This window comes from Streptomyces sp. NPDC005774 (assembly GCF_042871645.1).
GTDB lineage: Bacteria > Actinomycetota > Actinomycetes > Streptomycetales > Streptomycetaceae > Streptomyces > Streptomyces pratens.
Genome location: NZ_JBIAIV010000028.1, coordinates 31053 through 47257, shown reverse-complemented (window position 1 = coordinate 47257; position 16205 = coordinate 31053). Strand labels below are relative to the sequence as shown.

Sequence of the window (16205 nt, the reverse complement as noted above, 5' to 3'; positions counted from 1 at the left end):
TACGCCATGGACCTGACCCCGCCTCCGCCGGCCGTGCCCCAGCCACCTCTGCCCCAACCGACCTTGGCCAGCGCCGAGTTCTGGCGCTCCGGGGCCGACGGCGTGCTGCGGATCACGCACTGCGGCGACTGCGGGCGGTACTGCCACCCGCCGCTGCCCCGTTGCCCGTCGTGCCGCGGGCCGGCGCTGAAGCTCGAACCCGTCTCGGGAAGCGCGGTGGTGGTCGGATTCACCGTCACCCACCAGACCTGGCTGCCGTCCTTTCCGCCGCCGTACGTCGTGGCGGTGGTCGCGCTCGCCGAGGACGACCGGGCCCGTCTGACGACCAACATCGTCGGCTGCGAGCCGGACCGGGTGCACATCGGTATGCGGGTCCGGGTGCGCTTCGCGCGGCCCGACGCGGACGCCGAGGTGTACCTCCCGCTGTTCGAGCCGGATCCCGATGCCACGACCCCGGGCCCGTTGCCCGAACCCCGTGAGGTCCGCAACGCCCTGCGGCCGATGGCCTCCCCCCGGAAGTACGAGGACCGGGTGGCGCTCACCGGCGTAGGACAGTCGCAGGTGGGCAGGCGGCTCATGGTCGACCCCCTGTCGCTCACCGTCGACGCCTGTCTGGCCGCGGTGGCGGACGCGGGCCTGGACCTGGACGAGATCGACGGGCTGTCCACCTACCCGGGGCCGAGCCCGGACGGCTTCAGCGAGGGCGGGACCACCGCACTGACCGAGGCGCTGCAACTACGGCCCACCTGGGTCAACGGTGCCCGTGAGGTTCCCGGCCAGATCGGTTCGATCACCGCCGCCATGCTCGCGGTCGCCTCCGGGCTGTGCCGCCATGTGCTGTGCTTCCGCACGGTCTGGGAGTCGTCCCACGCCGCGCTGGTCCGCTCCGGACAGTGGCTCCCCGCGGGAGGCCGTGCCACCGGTATGTTCGAGTGGCGCACCCCCTTCGGTGCCGTGTCGGCCGCACAGTGGATCGGCTGCAACGCCTCGCACTACATGCACCGCTACGGCGTGGGCCGCGAGGCGCTGGCCGCCATCGCCGTCACCGCGCGGGCGGGCGCGGCCCGCAACCCCGAGGCGCTCTACCGCGACCCGCTGACCCCCGACGACTACTACGACGCCCGCATGGTCACCACGCCGTTCGGACTCTACGACTGCGACGTGCCCTGCGACGGCGCGGTGGCCGTCATCGTCTCGGCCGTCGAGACCGCCTACGACCGCCCCCGGCCGCCCGTCCTGGTGGAGGCCGTCGGCACGGCGATCCTCGAACGGCTCAGCTGGGACCAGGACACGCTGACCCATGTGCCCCAGTCGCAAGGCCCGTCCGCACACGTGTGGACCCGCACCGATCTCACGCCCGCCGACGTCGACGTAGCCCTGCTCTACGACGGGTTCACCTTCAACGCCCTGTCCTGGATGGAGGGCCTCGGCTTCTGCGGGCCGGGGGAGGCCACCGACTTCGTCGCCGGCGGCAGGACGATCGCCCTGGACGGCGAGCTGCCCCTCAACCCGCACGGAGGGCAGCTGTCCGCCGGCCGGCTGCACGGCTACGGATTCGTCCGCGAGGCCATGCTGCAACTGCGCGAAGAGGCGCACGGACGGCAGGTGCGGAACGCGCGGGTCGCGGTGGTCACGGCCGGCGGCGGGGTGCCGTCCGGGGCGATGCTGCTGCGGAGGGCGTGGTAACCGTACGCGTGTGGAAGGCGCGGCAGTCGTACGTCCGCGGAAGGCGCAGCAACCGTGCGCCGCCTCCGCCGCGACGCGGCGCGCCGCCCCGGCGCTATCGCCGGGGCTCGCGCGGCAGCCCGAGCCCCCGCTCCGCGATCTGCGTCCGCAGGATCTCGTTCGCCCCGCCCGCGATGGTGTAGGCACGCGAGTACAGGTGCGCGTCCTGCCACCAGCCGTCGGTGACCGCGGCCGGGTCGCCTTCGGTGAGCAGCCCTTCGGTGCCCTGCAGCCTCAGGCCGAACTCGACGAGGTCGTGGTTGAGTTCGCTGAAGAAGATCTTGCCCAGAAGCGCGTCGGCGGGCTGTTCCGTGCCGGCCAGCATCCGCGACTGGGAGAGGCCGATCATTGCCGCGTTGACCTGGACCCGCGTGGCCAGGGCGCCGATCGCCTGACGGGTGGCGGAGTCGTCGAGCGCCGGCCTGCCGCCGACCTCCGTCTCTTGGGCGAGCCGCAGCAGGCCGTCCAGTACGGCGAACAGCTCGACCCCGCGCGCAGCCACACCGGAACGCTCATGGCCGAGGCTGCTCATCGCGACCCGCCAGCCGTCGTTCACCTCGCCGATCACCTGTGCGGCCGGGATCCGTACACCGTCGAGGAAGACCTCGTTGAAGTCGGTGGTCCCGGTGATCTCACGCAGCGGCCGGATGTCCACCCCCGGGCTGCGCATGTCCAGCGCGAACGCCGTGATGCCCTTGTGCCGGGGAGCCTGGGGGTCGGTGCGCGCCAGCAGGTAACCCATGTCGGCGTGCTGCCCGTTGGTGGTCCACACCTTCTGACCGTCCACGACGAACACCGCGTCGTCGCCCTCGCCCTCGCGGCGCGCCCGGGTCCGCAGCGATGCCAGGTCACTGCCCGCTTCCGGCTCGCTGAACAGCTGGCACCACACGTCGTCGCAGGCGCGGACACGGGGGAGGAAGCGGGCCCGCTGCTCGTCGGTGCCGAACTCGATGAGAGCGGCCGACGCGAGGGAGGCCGCCCCGACCGGCGGCCAGGTGCGGGCCCGGGCGATCTCCTCGGCCACGACGAACGGTTCGAGCGGATGCGCGTCGGGCCGACCGCCGTACTCGGCCGGCCAGTCGATGCCGAGAAATCCCGCCTCGTACAGCCTCGCGGTCCACTCGCGGATCGCCGGCATGAGACCGGGGTCGGGTGCGCGTACGCCCGCGTGCCGTTTGACGCCGGGAGCGTGCTCCGCGACGAAGGCCCGTACTTTGCTCCGGAACGCTTCGAGTTCCGGAGTCGACTCCAGCCGCATCGCTGTCCGCTCCTCGTCGTCGGAGTCAGTCATCGGTCATCGGCCGGCGGCCGTCAAAGACCAGCGGTCGGAGTTCCGATGCTTGGATGAGGTCACTTTAATGGCCGGATCGGCGAGCGGGCCAGAGGGCGTCCATGGGCTTCATACCGCTGCCGGATGAAAGAGTGCACTTTCGAGGCGCACATCGACGGCCTTCGGGGCAACTAGACTGAGGTCTCGAAGTCCCCCGTCTGAGGAGTTGCCCCATGGCGACCGCCGCCGGCCTCGACCCCGCCGACAGTGAGCCGGAGCCCGACTCCGACGTGGGCGGGACCGACGCACGGGTCGGCACTCTGGCCTCGCAGATCGCCCAGCGTGTCGAGGCCGACGTGATCCGCAGGGGCTGGCCCGTCGGGGAGTCACTGGGATCCGAAGTCGATCTGCGGGAGCGCTTCGGAGTGAGCCGCGCGGTACTCCGCGAGGCCGTGCGGCTGGTCGAGCATCACCAGGTCGCCAGGATGCGACGCGGGCCGAACGGCGGTCTGTTCGTGTCGGCGCCCGACGCCGGTCCGGCGACCCGGGCCATGGTGATCTACCTGGAGTATGTCGGCACCAGCGTCGCCGACCTGCTCCATGCCCGCCTCCTGCTGGAGCCGATCGCCGCCGGACTGGCCGCAGACCGGATCACCGAGGACGGCATCGGCGCTCTCCGCACCACCGTCGACGAGGAACGCGCCCACTGGGACGAGCCCGGGGTCCACTCCCAGGACCCGCTGCATCCGATGCTCGGTCAGCTGTCGGGAAACCCGGCGCTGCACCTGTTCATCGACGTGCTCACCCGCCTCACCGCGCGGTACGCGCATACTTCCCGGCGGCTCTCCAGGGCGGAGATGCTGAGGGCGAAGGAGACCTCGCACCAGGCGCACCGCGCGGTCGTCGACGCCGTGATCGCCGGTGACGGGGCGCGTGCGCAGACCGCGCTGACGGCACACCTGGAGTCGGTGGCCGCCTGGATCGAGAAGCACCGGGTGCGACGTGGACCGCGGATCGCGGGCGGCGTGGTCGAACCCCAGCGGGTCGAGGGCCCGGGAGCCAAGCTCGCCGAAGTGGTGGCCGCCCGCATCCACGACGACATCGCCGCACGCGGCTGGCAGGTCGGACAGGTGCTCGGCTCGGAGACCGATCTGCTTGCCCGCTACGGCATCAGCCGTGCCGTCCTGCGTGAGGCCGTCCGGCTTCTCGAGTACCACTCGGTGGCCCGGATGCGCCGCGGGCCGGGCGGCGGACTGGTCGTCGCCGCACCCGAACCGCAGGCCAGCATCGACACGATGGCGCTCTTCCTGGAGTACCAGGGTGTCGCGGCCGACGATCTGCGGATCGTCCGCAACGCCATCGAACTCGGCGTCGTCGCCCGGGTCACCGCTCAACAGGCCGAGGGCGACGCCCAGGTGGCCGAACGTCTGGCCAGGGCCGTGCGGTGGACCACGGAGGGCCCCGCCGAAGACCCGCGCAAGGCCGACCTGTTCCACTCCGAACTGGCCGAACTGGCCCACAACCCCGTGCTGTCACTGTTCCTCTCCATCATCACAGAACTGTTCCGCCGGCACGCGGCCGGTCACGACCAGCCGCTGCCGGGTGACACCGCGGCCGAAGAGGTCCAGCACGTCCACCAGCGTGTCCTCGACGCGATCCTGGAAGGGGACGCCGGGCTCGCGCGGCATCGCATGCGGCGTCACCTGGACGCCCTTATCCCCTGGTGGCACTGATTTAGGGATACTTTTTCAGGGCACCCCATGCGATTTTCCGGCGCATGGGGTGTTCTGCTGTGTCAGTGCGAGATAATTACGTACACTCAATTAGGTCGAGCTGAAGGAGATCCGATGCGCCGGTCGCTGTTCGGGCAGGACCATGAGGACTTCCGCCTCCTGGTCCGCGACTTCATCGCCCGCGAGGTCGCTCCGGCGTACGAGGACTGGCGGAGCGCCGGCCTGGTCCCCCGCGAACTGTTCACCGCGATGGGCAAGCTGGGCATCATCGGCACGGCGATACCCGAGGAGTACGGCGGGGGCGGCCAGGACGACTACCGCTTCAACGTCGTCATCCAGGAGGAGTGCGCCCGTGCGATCGTGACTCTGGGCGGCCTGCGTACCCACCTCGACGTCGTCGTCCCGTACTTCACCGGGCTGGCGAACGCCGAGCAGCGGGCCCGCTGGTTCCCCGGCCTGGCCACGGGCGAGCTGTACACGGCGATCGCGATGAGCGAGCCCGGCGCGGGGTCCGACCTGGCCGGTGTCACGACGCGTGCCGTCCGTGACGGCGACCACTACGTGCTCAACGGGGCCAAGACCTTCATCACCGGCGGACACCACGCCGAACTGGTCGTCGTCGTGGCCCGGACCGGCACCGATCCCGACGACAGGCGGGCCGGGCTGTCCCTGCTCGTGGTGGAGAAGGGCATGCCCGGATTCACGGTCGGGCGGAAGCTGGAGAAGATCGGACTGCCCGTCCAGGACACGGTGGAACTCTCCTTCGCCGACGTCCGGGTCCCGGCCGCCAACCTCCTCGGCGAGGAGGGCGCGGCCTTCTCCCACCTCGGCCGCAACCTCGCCCAGGAGCGCCTTGCCATCGCGGTCGGAGCGGTCGCCCAGACGCGTGCCGCGATCGACCTGACCGTCTCCTGCGTCCGCGAGCGTGTGGTGTTCGGCGAACCGCTCTCCCACTTCCAGAACACCAAGTTCGAACTCGCTTCCATGTCCACCGAGTCGGAGGCGGCACAGTGTCTCCTCGACGCGGCTCTCACCGCGCACGTCGCGGGCGAACTCAGTTCCGTGGACGCGGCCAGGACCAAGCTGTTCTGCACCGAGACACAGGGCCGGGTGGTGGACCGCTGCCTCCAGCTGCACGGCGGCTACGGCTACATCCTCGAATCCCCGATCGCCCGGCTCTACGTGGACGCTCGCGTGACGCGCATCTACGGCGGCACCAGCGAGGTCATGAAGACCATCATCAGCAAGTCCCTCGGTCTGTGAGGAGTGTGTTCATGCACATCGACGGTTCTTCGGCACTGGTCACCGGCGGCGCCTCCGGGCTCGGTCTGGCCACCGCACGCCGGATCATCGGCCGCGGCGGCCGCGTGGTCCTCGCCGACATCTCCGAGGAGCAGGGCGTCAAGGCCGTCGCCGATCTCGGCGGGGCCGCGCGTTTCGTCCGCGCGGACGTCACCGACGAGGCAGGGGTCACCGAAGCCCTCGACGCCGCCCGGGAGAACGGCCCCCTGCGCTTCGTCGTGCACTGCGCGGGCCGCGGCGGCGACCGCACCCGGATCATCGACCGCGACCGCACACCCGGCGAACTCGCCACGTTCGCCGAGGTCGTACGGGTCAACCTCGTCGGCACGTACAACGTGCTGCGGCTGGCCGCCGCCCGCCTCGCGGAGAACGAGGCCGTCGACGGCGACCGCGGTGCCGTCGTCCTCACCGCCTCGGTGGCCGCGTTCGACGGCCAGATAGGCCAGACCTCCTACACCGCGGCCAAGGCCGGGGTGCACGGTATGACTCTGGTCGCCGCCCGCGATCTGGCCAGTTGGCAGATCAGGGTGAACACCATCGCCCCCGGCGTCATGGACACCCCCATGCTCGGCCGCCTCCGTGAGGACATCCGCGAGGGCCTCGCCGCCGCCGTGCCGCACCCCAAGCGCCTGGGCGACTCCGACGACTTCGCACGCCTGGCCGTGGAGATGCTGGAGAACCCCTACCTCAACGGCCAGACCGTCCGCCTCGACGGCGCCATCCGTATGGCTCCGCGGTGAGCGGGGGAGGTGGGGAGACGACGTCGGCCGTGCGGGAACGTCACGAGGACCGGACGGAGACCGATGAGGAGTACCGCGTCCGCCTGCGCGTGTTCCTCACGGAGCACCACCCCGGCCGTCGCCCCAAGGACCCCGCCGAGCGCCTCGCGTGGCAGAAGAGGTGGCTGGCCATGCTGTACGACGCCGGTCACGCCGGGCCGAGCTGGCCGCGCGAGTACGGCGGCATGGACCTGAGCTTCGCCCGCCAGGTGATCTATCAGGAGGAGTACGCCCGCGCCAGGGTCCCGGGACCGCTGGGCACCGGACTCGGCATCGCGGCTCCCACTCTCATCAAGTACGGCACGGCGGAGCAGAAGGAGCGCTTCCTGCGGCCGATGCTGCGCGGCGACACGGTGTGGGCGCAGGGCTACTCCGAACCGGAGGCCGGGTCGGACCTGCCCGCGCTGCGCACGACCGCACGGCGCGAGGGCGGCGGTCCCGACGATCCCGCCGCCGAGTACGTCGTCAACGGGCAGAAGGTCTGGAACAGCGCGGCCGACATCGCCGACGTGTTCTTCACCCTGGTCCGCACCGGCCCGCCCGGCACGCGCCAGGAGGGGATCAGCTACCTCCTCGTCGACGCACACGCCCCGGGGATCACCGTACGGCCGCTGCGCGACCTCACCGGGGACGCCCACTTCTGCGAGATCTTCTTCAACGACGTCCGCGTCCCGGCCGCCCACCGGATCGGCGAGGAGAACGGCGGCTGGCCGCTGGTGCGCACGAGCCTCGGCCATGAGCGCGCGGCCGGTGCGATGAACCAGGCCGCGCTGTACCGGCGCGTGCTGGACGAGCTGATCGAGCTGGCGCGTGAGCGCGGGGCGACAGCGGATCCGCTGGTGCGCGACCGGCTCGCGGACTTCGAGATACGGGTGTCGATCATGCGCTTCACCGGGATGCGCACCATCGCCGACATCATGGCCAAGGGCGAGCCCGGACCGGCGTCGTCGACGTCGAGGCTGTTCATCGTGACGTTCGAGCAGGACCTGCACGAGTTCGCCGTGGACCTGCTGGGCTCGTACGGAATCCTCGGCCGCGGAGACCCGCACGCCGTCCAAGGGGGGCGCTGGGTCTGGGGATTCCTGCGCACCCGGGCCTCGACCATCGGGGCGGGCACGGCCGAGATCCAGCGCAACACCATCGCCGAGCAGGTGCTGGGCCTGCCCCGGGACCCGGCGATGCCGACCGCGGAGAGGACGCGATGAGAGCAGCACGCTGTACGCAGTACGGGCCGCCCGCGGACCTCACCGTCGTCGAACTCGACGACCTGCAGCCGGGTCCGGGGGAGGTGGTCGTCCGGGTGCACGCGGCTGCCGTCAACTTCCCGGACGTGCTGATCACGGCCAACCGCTACCAGGTGCCGGCGCCCCTGCCGTTCACGCCGGGCAGCGAGTTCGCCGGCGTCGTCGCCGCTCTGGGACCCGGCGTGACAGGGCCCCCGGTCGGATCCCCCGTGGCCGGGGCGGTCCTCACCGGCGCCTTCGCCGAGCAGGTCGTCGTACCCGCCGCGAGCCTGCGCCAGATCCCCGACGGCCTCGACATGGTCCATGCCGCCGCCTTCCACGTGACGTACGCGACCGCCTACCACTCCCTGGTCACCGTCGGGCAGGGCACGGCGGGGGAGTGGGTGGCCGTGCTCGGAGCGGCCGGCGGCGTCGGTTCGGCGGCGGTCGACATCGCGACCCGGCTCGGCATGCGCGTGGTCGCGGCCGCGTCCGGTGCGGAGCGGCTCGCGGTGGCCCGCAAGCTCGGCGCCGCCGTCGGCGTCGACTATGTCCGGGAGGATCTCAAGCTCCGCATCCGTGAACTGGCCGGGGGCGAGGGCGCCCACCTGGTGATCGACCCGGTGGGCGGGCGGTACGCGGAGGCCGCCCTGCGCGGACTGCGGCGGGGCGGCAGGTTCGTCACGGTCGGCTACGCCGACGGAGAGATCCCGCGGATCCCGCTGAACCTGGTCCTCCTCAAGGACCTGGTCGTGCGGGGCTTCGAGATCCGTACGGTGCGCCGGTACGCGCCGGACGCGGTCGCCGCCGCGGACCGCGCCCTCGCCCGAATGGTGCGCGAGGGGATGCGTCCGCTGGTCTCCCGGGTCCATCCCCTGGCCGGCGTCGCCGACGCGCTGACCGACGTGGCCGAGCGCCGCACCACCGGGAAGGTCGTCCTGGATCTGGTGGACGGGTGAGCCCGGCCGCCCTCAGAATGTGGGCAGCTGGGGGCGCCGCTTGACGTATCCGGCGGCGTCCACGCGCATCTGCATACCAGTGACGTACCTGGACTCGTCCGAGACGAGGAAGAGTACGGTGTCCGCGATGTCCTCGGGTTCGACATAGGGAATGCCGAAGCCGGTCGTCGCCGGGAACGACGGCAGGGCGTCCTCACGGTTCGGGTTGTCGAGGTCGGGCCGGAACGACCGGTACATGACGTCGCTGTTGAGCATGTCGGTGTTGACGTTCGTGGGGTGCAGCGCGTTCACGCGGATCCGCCGGGAGGCGAGGACCGTGGCGAGGTCGTGGACGAAGGCGGCCACCTGTCGCTTGGCGAACGAATAGCCCAGTCCACCGGGCCCGTTGGCCGGGTTGTCCGTGGTCGCCGGGATCAGCCCGGCGATGGATCCGGTCGCGACGATCGAGGCACCGTCGGGCAGATGGGGGAAGGCCGCGTCGACAGCGTGGACGACGCCGTTGAAGTCGACGGTGACGGCGTCGAGGAAGGCTTGCGGGCCCTGTCCGGGTCCCAGTGGGCAGATACCGGCCTGGGCGACCACGGCGTCGAGCCGTCCGAGTTCCGCGACCCCGTCGGCCACGGCCGCCCTGAGCGCCGCCGGGTCCCGTACGTCGGCCCTGCGGGCCACGATCCGGCGCCCCAGCTCCTCGACCTGGCGCACGGTCTCGTCGAGGTCGTCCCGGGTGGCCAGCGGGTAGCCGTTGGTGGCGATGTCCTCGCAGAGGTCGACCGCGATGATGTCGGCTCCCTCGGCGGCGAGTCGCAGGGCCTGCGCCCGCCCCTGTCCCCGCGCGGCACCCGTGATGAAGACGGCCTTGTTGTCCACTCGACCCATCGAGGGTCTCCTTCCGTCGCAAAAGAGTGACCTCAATTAGAGTTCCGCTAGTAGCCTTGCAGGTTCGAATGGTAATCGAGGGGCAGGCTCCCACTCAGCGGGACCCATACAGTGCACGCAATAGGTGACCGGGTGTAACGTTCCCGGGCCGGTGCCGCGCTGGTCCGTGGCTTTGTACCGCTTGCGTTCGAGGGAGCACCACGATGCCGTTGCAACCCTGGATGAAGTTGCTGTCGACCGACGACCATCTGATCGAGCCGCCCCGGCTGTGGTCGGACCGGCTGCCGGCCAAGTACCGGGAGGCGGGGCCGCGGATCATCGAGCGGGCGCGAGGAGAAGGTGAGGCGCCGGCCGAGGTGTGGACGTACGAGGGCCGCATCTATCCCTACCTCGGGCTGAACGCCGTGGCGGGCAAGAAGCCCGAGGAGTTCGGTCTCGAACCGACGCGCTACGACGAGATGATCCCGGGCTGCTACGACCCCGGAGCCCGGATACGTGACATGGACCTGGACGGGGTGTGGGGGGCCTTGTGCTTCCCGTCCTTCCCGCGCTTCGCCGGGACCGTGTTCCTGGAGGGGCAGGACCTCGAACTCGCCCGGCTGTGCGTGCAGGCGTGGAACGACTACGTCCTCGACGAGTGGTGCGCCACCGCGCCGGGCCGGCTCATACCGCTGGTCATCCTTCCGCTGTGGGACGTCCAGGCCTGCGTGGCCGAGATCCGGCGGACCGCGGCCAAGGGCGCGAAGGCGATCTCCTTCCCGGAGAACCCGGCGCCGCTCGGGCTGCCGTCCTTCCACACCGACCACTGGGACCCGGTCTTCTCGGCGGCCGAGGAGACCGGCATGCCGATGTGCCTGCACTTCGGCACCTCGGGCGCCGCGCCGAAAACCGCCCCGGAGGCACCGTTCGCGGTGACGATCGCCCTGTTCGGCTGCAACTCGATGTACGCCACCGCGGACCTGTTGTTCTCCCCGGTGCTGCACAGACACCCCGAGCTGAAGATCGGGCTGTCCGAGGGCGGGATCGGCTGGATCCCGTACCTCCTCGAGCGCAGCGACGGCACCTGGGAGCGGCACCGCTTCTACCAGAACGTCAACCAGCGCGTGCGGCCCTCGGAGCTGTTCCACAAGCACTTCCACGGCTGCTTCATCGACGACCGCTTCGGTGTGGAGGTACGGCACCACATCGGCGTCGACAAGATCACCTGGGAGTGCGACTACCCGCACTCCGACTCGTACTGGCCCAAGAGCCGCGCATACGCGGCCGAGGTGCTGGCCGACGTGCCGGACGACGAGGTCCACAAGATCGTGGAGCTGAACACCCGCCGTCTCTACAACCTTCCCGCGTGAGCGGGCGCCCCGAGCCCGAGCGGTCCGACTGGACCGACCTGGACCTGCTGACCCGCGAAGAGGCGTACGGCAGGCTCCGGGAGGAGATCGCCGCCACCGAGGCCCACCTGGCCGAACTGGGCGACCTCGGCTCCGATTCCGGCTTCGACGCGGACTCCGGCTCCGACGCGCACCCCGACCCCGGCCAGGCCGAGCGGGAACTCATCGAAACGCGGCTGAGCGCCCTGCGCGAGGCCGCCGACGCACTGACCGACAACACGAGGAACTGAGGTGCGCATGGGACGTACAGAAGGCAAGGTCGCACTCATCACGGGAGCGGCGAGGGGTCAGGGCCGCTCCCACGCCGTACGGCTGGCGGAGGAGGGCGCGGACATCGTCGTCACCGACGTCTGCCACGACATCAGCGACGAGCTGCCGTACTCGCTGGCGACCAAGGAACAGCTCGAGGAGACCGCCGAGTCGGTCAGGGCCACGGGCCGTCGGTGCCTCGCCGTACAGGCCGACGTCCGCTCGGTCACCGAGGTACGGGCCGCCGTCGACGCGGCGACGACCGAGTTCGGCCGGCTCGACATCGTCGTGGCCAACGCAGGCGTCATGAGCATCGGACCCGCCTGGGAGCTGTCCGAGGAAGCCTGGGACGTCGTCGTGGACGTCAACCTCAAGGGCGCCTGGAACACCGCACGGGCCGCGATCCCCCATCTCATCGAGGCAGGGGAGGGCGGCTCCGTCATCATCACCAGCTCCGCCGCCGGCATCCGGGGCCATGTGCCGTACGCCCACTACGTGGCGAGCAAACACGGGGTGGTCGGGCTGATGAAGGCCCTCTCCAACGAACTCGCCCCGCACCGGATCCGGGTGAACACCGTCCACCCCACCGGGGTCAGCGACACCGGCATCACCGTCGGCGTGCCGGTCGAGGAACTCGCCGCACAGGAACCGCTGTTCGCGCTCGCCGCGATGAACCCCCTCGCGCCGTACGTCGAACCGCGGGACGTCTCGAACGCTGTGCTGTTCCTGGCCTCGGACGAGGCGCGGTACGTCACGGGGCTCCAGTTCACCGTGGACGCCGGATCGACGAACAAACCGTAGCCACGGCAGTGACGCACCCGTCGAAGGCCACGCATCCGGTGAAGGCCACACATCCGTCGAATCCGAGACCCGGGAGGGAAGTTGGGTACGCTGACGGTCGGATTTCTCGGCGCCGGTCAAATCGGTGAGCCCATGGTCGAGCGACTGCTCGCGGCCGGTCACCGGGTCCGCCTGTACGCGCGACGGCCGGAGGTCCGTGGCCGGCTCTCGGCCGCGGGGGCGCAGCCGGTGGACGAGGCAGCCGACGTGGCCGCCTCCGACGTCGTGGTCAGTTGCCTCTACAGCGACGCGCAGATGCTCGACGTGCTGCCCGAGATCGTCGAGGCCATGGACGCGCGCACAGTGCTCGTGTCGCACACCACCGGGCTACCCGGCACGCTCGACCGGCTGGACACCTACGCGGCGGGGGGCAGGGCCGCGATCGTGGACGCGTCGTTCAGCGGTACGCCCGACGCGGTGCGCGCCGGCCGTCTGGTGGTCTACCTGGGAGGCGATCCCGGGCATCTCGCGCCGGCCCGTCAGGTCGTCGGCGCGTACGCCCGTCCCGTGCTCACGACGGGCGGGCGCGGTTCCGCCCTGCACGTGAAGCTGCTCAACAACCTGCTGTTCGCCGCGATCTCCCAACTGACCCTGCGCACACTGGAAGCGGGCAGGGTGCTCGGCGTCGAGGACAGCGCTCTGCTGGAAGCCCTCGCGGCCGGCAGCGGAGGTTCGACGGCGGGCCGGTACATCACCGCCCGCGGCGGGGCCGAGCCCTTCACCGCCACCGTCACGCCGTACCTGCGCAAGGACGTGGCGGCCTGCCGTGCCGTCGCGGCCGAAGCCGGAGCCGACCTGACGACGCTGCTGGCCGCGGCGCACGACGGGCCGATGCGCCTCGGCGACCCGTCAACCACGAGAACGGAGCGGTTCGATGAAGATCACCGTTGACACGACAGCGTGTTCCGGGCACGCCCGGTGCGCGGCGGCTGCCCCGGAACTCTTCCGGCTCGACGACGACGGCTATGCACTGGTCATCGAGGGTGAGGTGCCGAAAGACCTGGAGGAGGCCGCCCGGGACGGCGAACGGGCCTGCCCGGAGCGGGCGATCACCCTCCACTGAGCGGCCCACCGACCGCTCGAACGCTCCACCGGGCAACGAGAAAGGCCACCGGCCTGCCCAGGCCGGTGGCCGTCGGTTCAGCTCGGCGGCTGGGGCGGCGGAGTGAACGTGTGGCCCCAGAAGGCGCCGTCGGTGATCTCGTAGACGGGCACGGGCTCAGGGACCTGCAGCCCGTTCCAGCCGAACTCGACGGCGTAGTTCTCCGGCGACCACACGTAGAAGGACACCATGTGGTCGTTGGTGTGCTTGCCGAGCGAGTGCATCATCGGGATCTCGTACTTCGCCGCCCGGTCGAGGGCGAGCCCCACGTCGTCCAGAGTCGCCCCCTCGACCATGAAGTGCAGCAGGCGCCCCGGACCGGGCATCGGCGTGATGCCCAGGGTGTGGTGCCGGGGGTTGCAGCCGAGGAACCAGGTCGTGCCGGCCGGCGACCGCATCGTGTTGCGCTCGATGAAGCCGAGGACGTTCACGTAGAAGTCGAACGTCGCCCGCGCGTCCTCGGCCGAGATGATGACGTGGCCGAAGCCCATGTCACCGGTGACGAACTTCGACACCAGCGGTGTGCTGACGGGCACATGGTCGAGAATGGGTCCGTAGAACAGCTCGACCGTGTTGCCACCCGGGTCGCTGAAGTGGACGAATCCGGTGACCCGGCGCTCCTGGGACTCGGCCTCGGTGCCGGCGGTCACCTTGATGCCGGCCTTCTCGACATCCGTGACCAGGGACGCCAGTTCCCTCTCGTCGAGGACCTCGAAGCCGAGCGATGTCATCCTGTCCTGCGCACCCGGGGAGACCGCGATGCGGGCCGGATGGCCGTCCAGCCGGAAGTACAGCGACTCGGGAGACGGGCCCTCCACGGGCATCAGCCCCAGGAAGTCACCGCCGAACTGTTTCCATTTCTCGATGCCGGTGGATTCCAGCCGCAGATATCCGAGCGAGCGAACGCCCATTCGTATCTCCCATCACAGTGGTCAAGTGCCGGTCGGTGCGGGCCCCCGAGTCCCGCCCCCTCGGGCGACGGTAATCAGCCGGGCGCGCCCGGGGCCCGGTCCCGTCCCACTGATCGGGAGCCGTCGGCACGCCGACGGACCGGGGCACGGAAACCTGGCTGTCACCTGTCGACCGGAGGGCACAGCCATGACACTTACCGCAGAGGACACCCTGCGCGAGCTGGACACAGAAGAGGGCACTCTGCGCTACCACGAGGCGGGCGAAGGACCACCCCTGTTGCTGCTGCACGGCTCGGGACCAGGGGTCACCGGCTGGCGCAACTACCGTCACAACCTTCCCGTGCTGGCGCGGCGGTTCCGCTGCCTCGCCCTGGAGTTTCCCGGCTTCGGCGTGAGCGACGCGACCGCCGAGAACCCGATGGTCGCGGCTCCGAAGGCGGTGCTGCGCTTCTTGCAGGGCCTGGGACTGGAGCACGTCGACGTCATCGGCAACTCCATGGGCGGATATGTCGCGGTCGGTCTCGCTGTCGCACGCAAGGACCTGTTCGGCAGGATCGTGACGATCGGCGGTGTGGGCCGCAACATCCTTTCTCCCGCGCCCAGCGAGGGCCTGAACCTCCTCGTGGAGTTCGCCGAGAACCCGACCCGCGAGGCGCTCGTCCAGTGGCTGCGGTCGATGGTCCACGACCCAGCGCTCCTCACCGACGAGCTCGTCGAGGAGCGCTGGCAGAGCGCCACCGACCCTGCCACCCTCGAAGCGTCCCGCAGGATCTACGGCCGTGACGCGATGGCGGCGATGCTCGCCGCGCAGGCCCACTCCGACCAGCCGGTCTGGGCAGCTCTCCACAAGATCACCGCACCCACGCTGCTAACGTGGGGCCGGGACGACCGGGTCACACCCCTGGACAACGCGCTACTGCCGATGCGCACCATCCCGAAGGCGGAGCTGCACGTGCTGCCCGACTGCGGGCACTGGGCGATGATCGAGCAGAAGGCGGCCTGGGAGAGTGCGGTCCTGGCGTTCCTGACCCGCCCGGAGACCTCCTGAGTGTCTGCGGGAGCACTCGACGACATGGGAGACGGTGTGGCGAGGACCGCCGAGCCGCGGCAGCCTGCCGCTCCGGTGTCGCGCAGGCAGCTCGCCCGCAGGGTGGCCATCCTGCGGGCCGCCAGTGAACTCGGGGCGCGTGAAGGGCTCGTCGGTGTGCAGATGCTCGACGTGGCCAAGGAGGCCGGCGTCGCGATCGCCACGCTGTACCGTTACTTCCCGTCCAAGACACATCTGTTCACGGCAGTCCTCGAATGGCACATCGAGATGTTCCTGGAGGGTTACCGCGAGGCGGCCACCGCCGACGGGGCGAGCGACGTGGCGGACACACTCATCGCGCTCACCGTGAAGCTGCTGGACAGTCCACTGCTTGCCTCGGCCGTGGCACTGTCGTCCTTCACCGAGTACGCGAGTGCGATCCCGAACCGCTACGACATCGCCGACAGCTGCCTCGGGCTGACGATCCTGCGGCTGCTCGGTATCCGTGAACCCCGGGACCAGGACCGCAGCACGATCAGGCTGCTCCTCTACAGCTGGTGGGGCCTGTTCGTGGCGGCCCAGACCGAGGAGACTTCGCCCCAGCAGGTGGAGGCGGACCTGCGACTCGCCGTGCGCCTGATTCTCGCGCCCTACGGCGACCGGAACGCGTGACCCTTGTGCGCCCATGGACGCTCATGGACGTACAAGGGGCGTGGCGGACAACGGGCGTGGGGGGGGGGGGGGGGGGGGGGGGGGGGCGCCCCCCCCCCCGCGGGCGCGCGGGGGCCCCGCCCCGCGGCCCCCCCCCCCCCCCCCCCCCC

General features: G+C 70.7%; 16 protein-coding genes. 13 read left to right on the top strand and 3 right to left on the bottom strand.

Annotated features, from left to right (window positions below; all coding sequences use genetic code 11):
- The first annotated feature begins 6 nt into the window (after positions 1–6).
- Positions 7–1686 (top strand): OB-fold domain-containing protein, encoded by a 1680-nt coding sequence (locus tag ACFYQA_RS23990; protein WP_388921340.1) that lies wholly within the window; start codon positions 7–9, stop codon positions 1684–1686.
- A 94-nt stretch (positions 1687–1780) separates the two neighbouring features.
- Here the strand turns inward: ACFYQA_RS23990 and ACFYQA_RS23985 are convergent, their stop codons facing one another.
- Entirely contained in the window at positions 1781–3016 is a 1236-nt protein-coding gene (locus ACFYQA_RS23985; RefSeq protein ID WP_388921337.1) for an acyl-CoA dehydrogenase family protein, read from the bottom strand.
- A 212-nt stretch (positions 3017–3228) separates the two neighbouring features.
- On the opposite strand from ACFYQA_RS23985, the gene ACFYQA_RS23980 reads away from it, so the two are divergent.
- From ACFYQA_RS23980 to ACFYQA_RS23960, 5 genes are all read left to right on the top strand, one after another.
- Positions 3229–4728: a FadR/GntR family transcriptional regulator gene (locus ACFYQA_RS23980; RefSeq protein ID WP_388921334.1), complete on the top strand. Its 1500-nt coding sequence runs from the start codon at positions 3229–3231 to the stop codon at positions 4726–4728.
- 114 nt (positions 4729–4842) lie between these two features.
- Positions 4843–5991 (top strand): acyl-CoA dehydrogenase family protein, encoded by a 1149-nt coding sequence (locus tag ACFYQA_RS23975; protein WP_388921331.1) that lies wholly within the window; start codon positions 4843–4845, stop codon positions 5989–5991.
- Between the two features lie 11 nt (positions 5992–6002).
- Positions 6003–6770 (top strand): SDR family NAD(P)-dependent oxidoreductase, encoded by a 768-nt coding sequence (locus ACFYQA_RS23970; protein WP_388921328.1) that lies wholly within the window; start codon positions 6003–6005, stop codon positions 6768–6770.
- A complete protein-coding gene (locus ACFYQA_RS23965) occupies positions 6767–8014 on the top strand; it encodes an acyl-CoA dehydrogenase family protein (RefSeq protein WP_388921325.1) in 1248 nt (415 codons plus the stop codon). Before ACFYQA_RS23970 ends, ACFYQA_RS23965 begins: the two co-directional genes overlap by 4 nt.
- Positions 8011–8991, top strand: coding sequence for an NADPH:quinone oxidoreductase family protein (locus ACFYQA_RS23960; RefSeq protein WP_388921322.1), 981 nt, complete (start codon positions 8011–8013; stop codon positions 8989–8991). Before ACFYQA_RS23965 ends, ACFYQA_RS23960 begins: the two co-directional genes overlap by 4 nt.
- A gap of 12 nt (positions 8992–9003) precedes the next feature.
- On the opposite strand, the gene ACFYQA_RS23955 is transcribed toward ACFYQA_RS23960, so the two are convergent.
- Positions 9004–9867 (bottom strand): mycofactocin-coupled SDR family oxidoreductase, encoded by an 864-nt coding sequence (locus tag ACFYQA_RS23955; protein WP_388921319.1) that lies wholly within the window; start codon positions 9865–9867, stop codon positions 9004–9006.
- 203 nt (positions 9868–10070) lie between these two features.
- Here ACFYQA_RS23955 and ACFYQA_RS23950 point away from each other — a divergent pair, with 203 nt between their 5' ends.
- The 5 genes from ACFYQA_RS23950 (at position 10071) to ACFYQA_RS23930 (ending at position 13407) form a co-directional block, all read left to right on the top strand.
- Positions 10071–11216 (top strand): amidohydrolase family protein, encoded by a 1146-nt coding sequence (locus tag ACFYQA_RS23950; RefSeq protein WP_388921316.1) that lies wholly within the window; start codon positions 10071–10073, stop codon positions 11214–11216.
- Positions 11213–11485, top strand: coding sequence for a hypothetical protein (locus ACFYQA_RS23945; RefSeq protein WP_388921313.1), 273 nt, complete (start codon positions 11213–11215; stop codon positions 11483–11485). The genes ACFYQA_RS23950 and ACFYQA_RS23945 overlap by 4 nt, the downstream gene beginning before the upstream one ends.
- A 7-nt stretch (positions 11486–11492) precedes the next feature.
- Positions 11493–12305 carry a mycofactocin-coupled SDR family oxidoreductase gene (locus ACFYQA_RS23940; RefSeq protein ID WP_388921310.1) on the top strand — a complete coding sequence of 271 codons (813 nt, stop codon included), beginning with the start codon at positions 11493–11495 and terminating at the stop codon, positions 12303–12305.
- A gap of 81 nt (positions 12306–12386) precedes the next feature.
- Entirely contained in the window at positions 12387–13235 is an 849-nt protein-coding gene (locus ACFYQA_RS23935) for an NAD(P)-dependent oxidoreductase (protein ID WP_388921307.1), read from the top strand.
- Positions 13219–13407, top strand: coding sequence for a ferredoxin (locus ACFYQA_RS23930; protein ID WP_388921304.1), 189 nt, complete (start codon positions 13219–13221; stop codon positions 13405–13407). Before ACFYQA_RS23935 ends, ACFYQA_RS23930 begins: the two co-directional genes overlap by 17 nt.
- A 77-nt stretch (positions 13408–13484) precedes the next feature.
- Here the strand turns inward: ACFYQA_RS23930 and ACFYQA_RS23925 are convergent, their stop codons facing one another.
- A complete protein-coding gene (locus tag ACFYQA_RS23925; protein WP_388921301.1) occupies positions 13485–14357 on the bottom strand; it encodes a VOC family protein in 873 nt (290 codons plus the stop codon).
- A 187-nt stretch (positions 14358–14544) separates the two neighbouring features.
- On the opposite strand from ACFYQA_RS23925, the gene ACFYQA_RS23920 reads away from it, so the two are divergent.
- Together ACFYQA_RS23920 and ACFYQA_RS23915 are read left to right on the top strand one after the other, a co-directional pair.
- Positions 14545–15405: an alpha/beta fold hydrolase gene (locus tag ACFYQA_RS23920; protein WP_388921298.1), complete on the top strand. Its 861-nt coding sequence runs from the start codon at positions 14545–14547 to the stop codon at positions 15403–15405.
- A complete protein-coding gene (locus ACFYQA_RS23915; RefSeq protein ID WP_388921295.1) occupies positions 15406–16056 on the top strand; it encodes a TetR/AcrR family transcriptional regulator in 651 nt (216 codons plus the stop codon). It begins immediately after the preceding gene.
- The last annotated feature ends 149 nt before the right edge of the window (positions 16057–16205 follow it).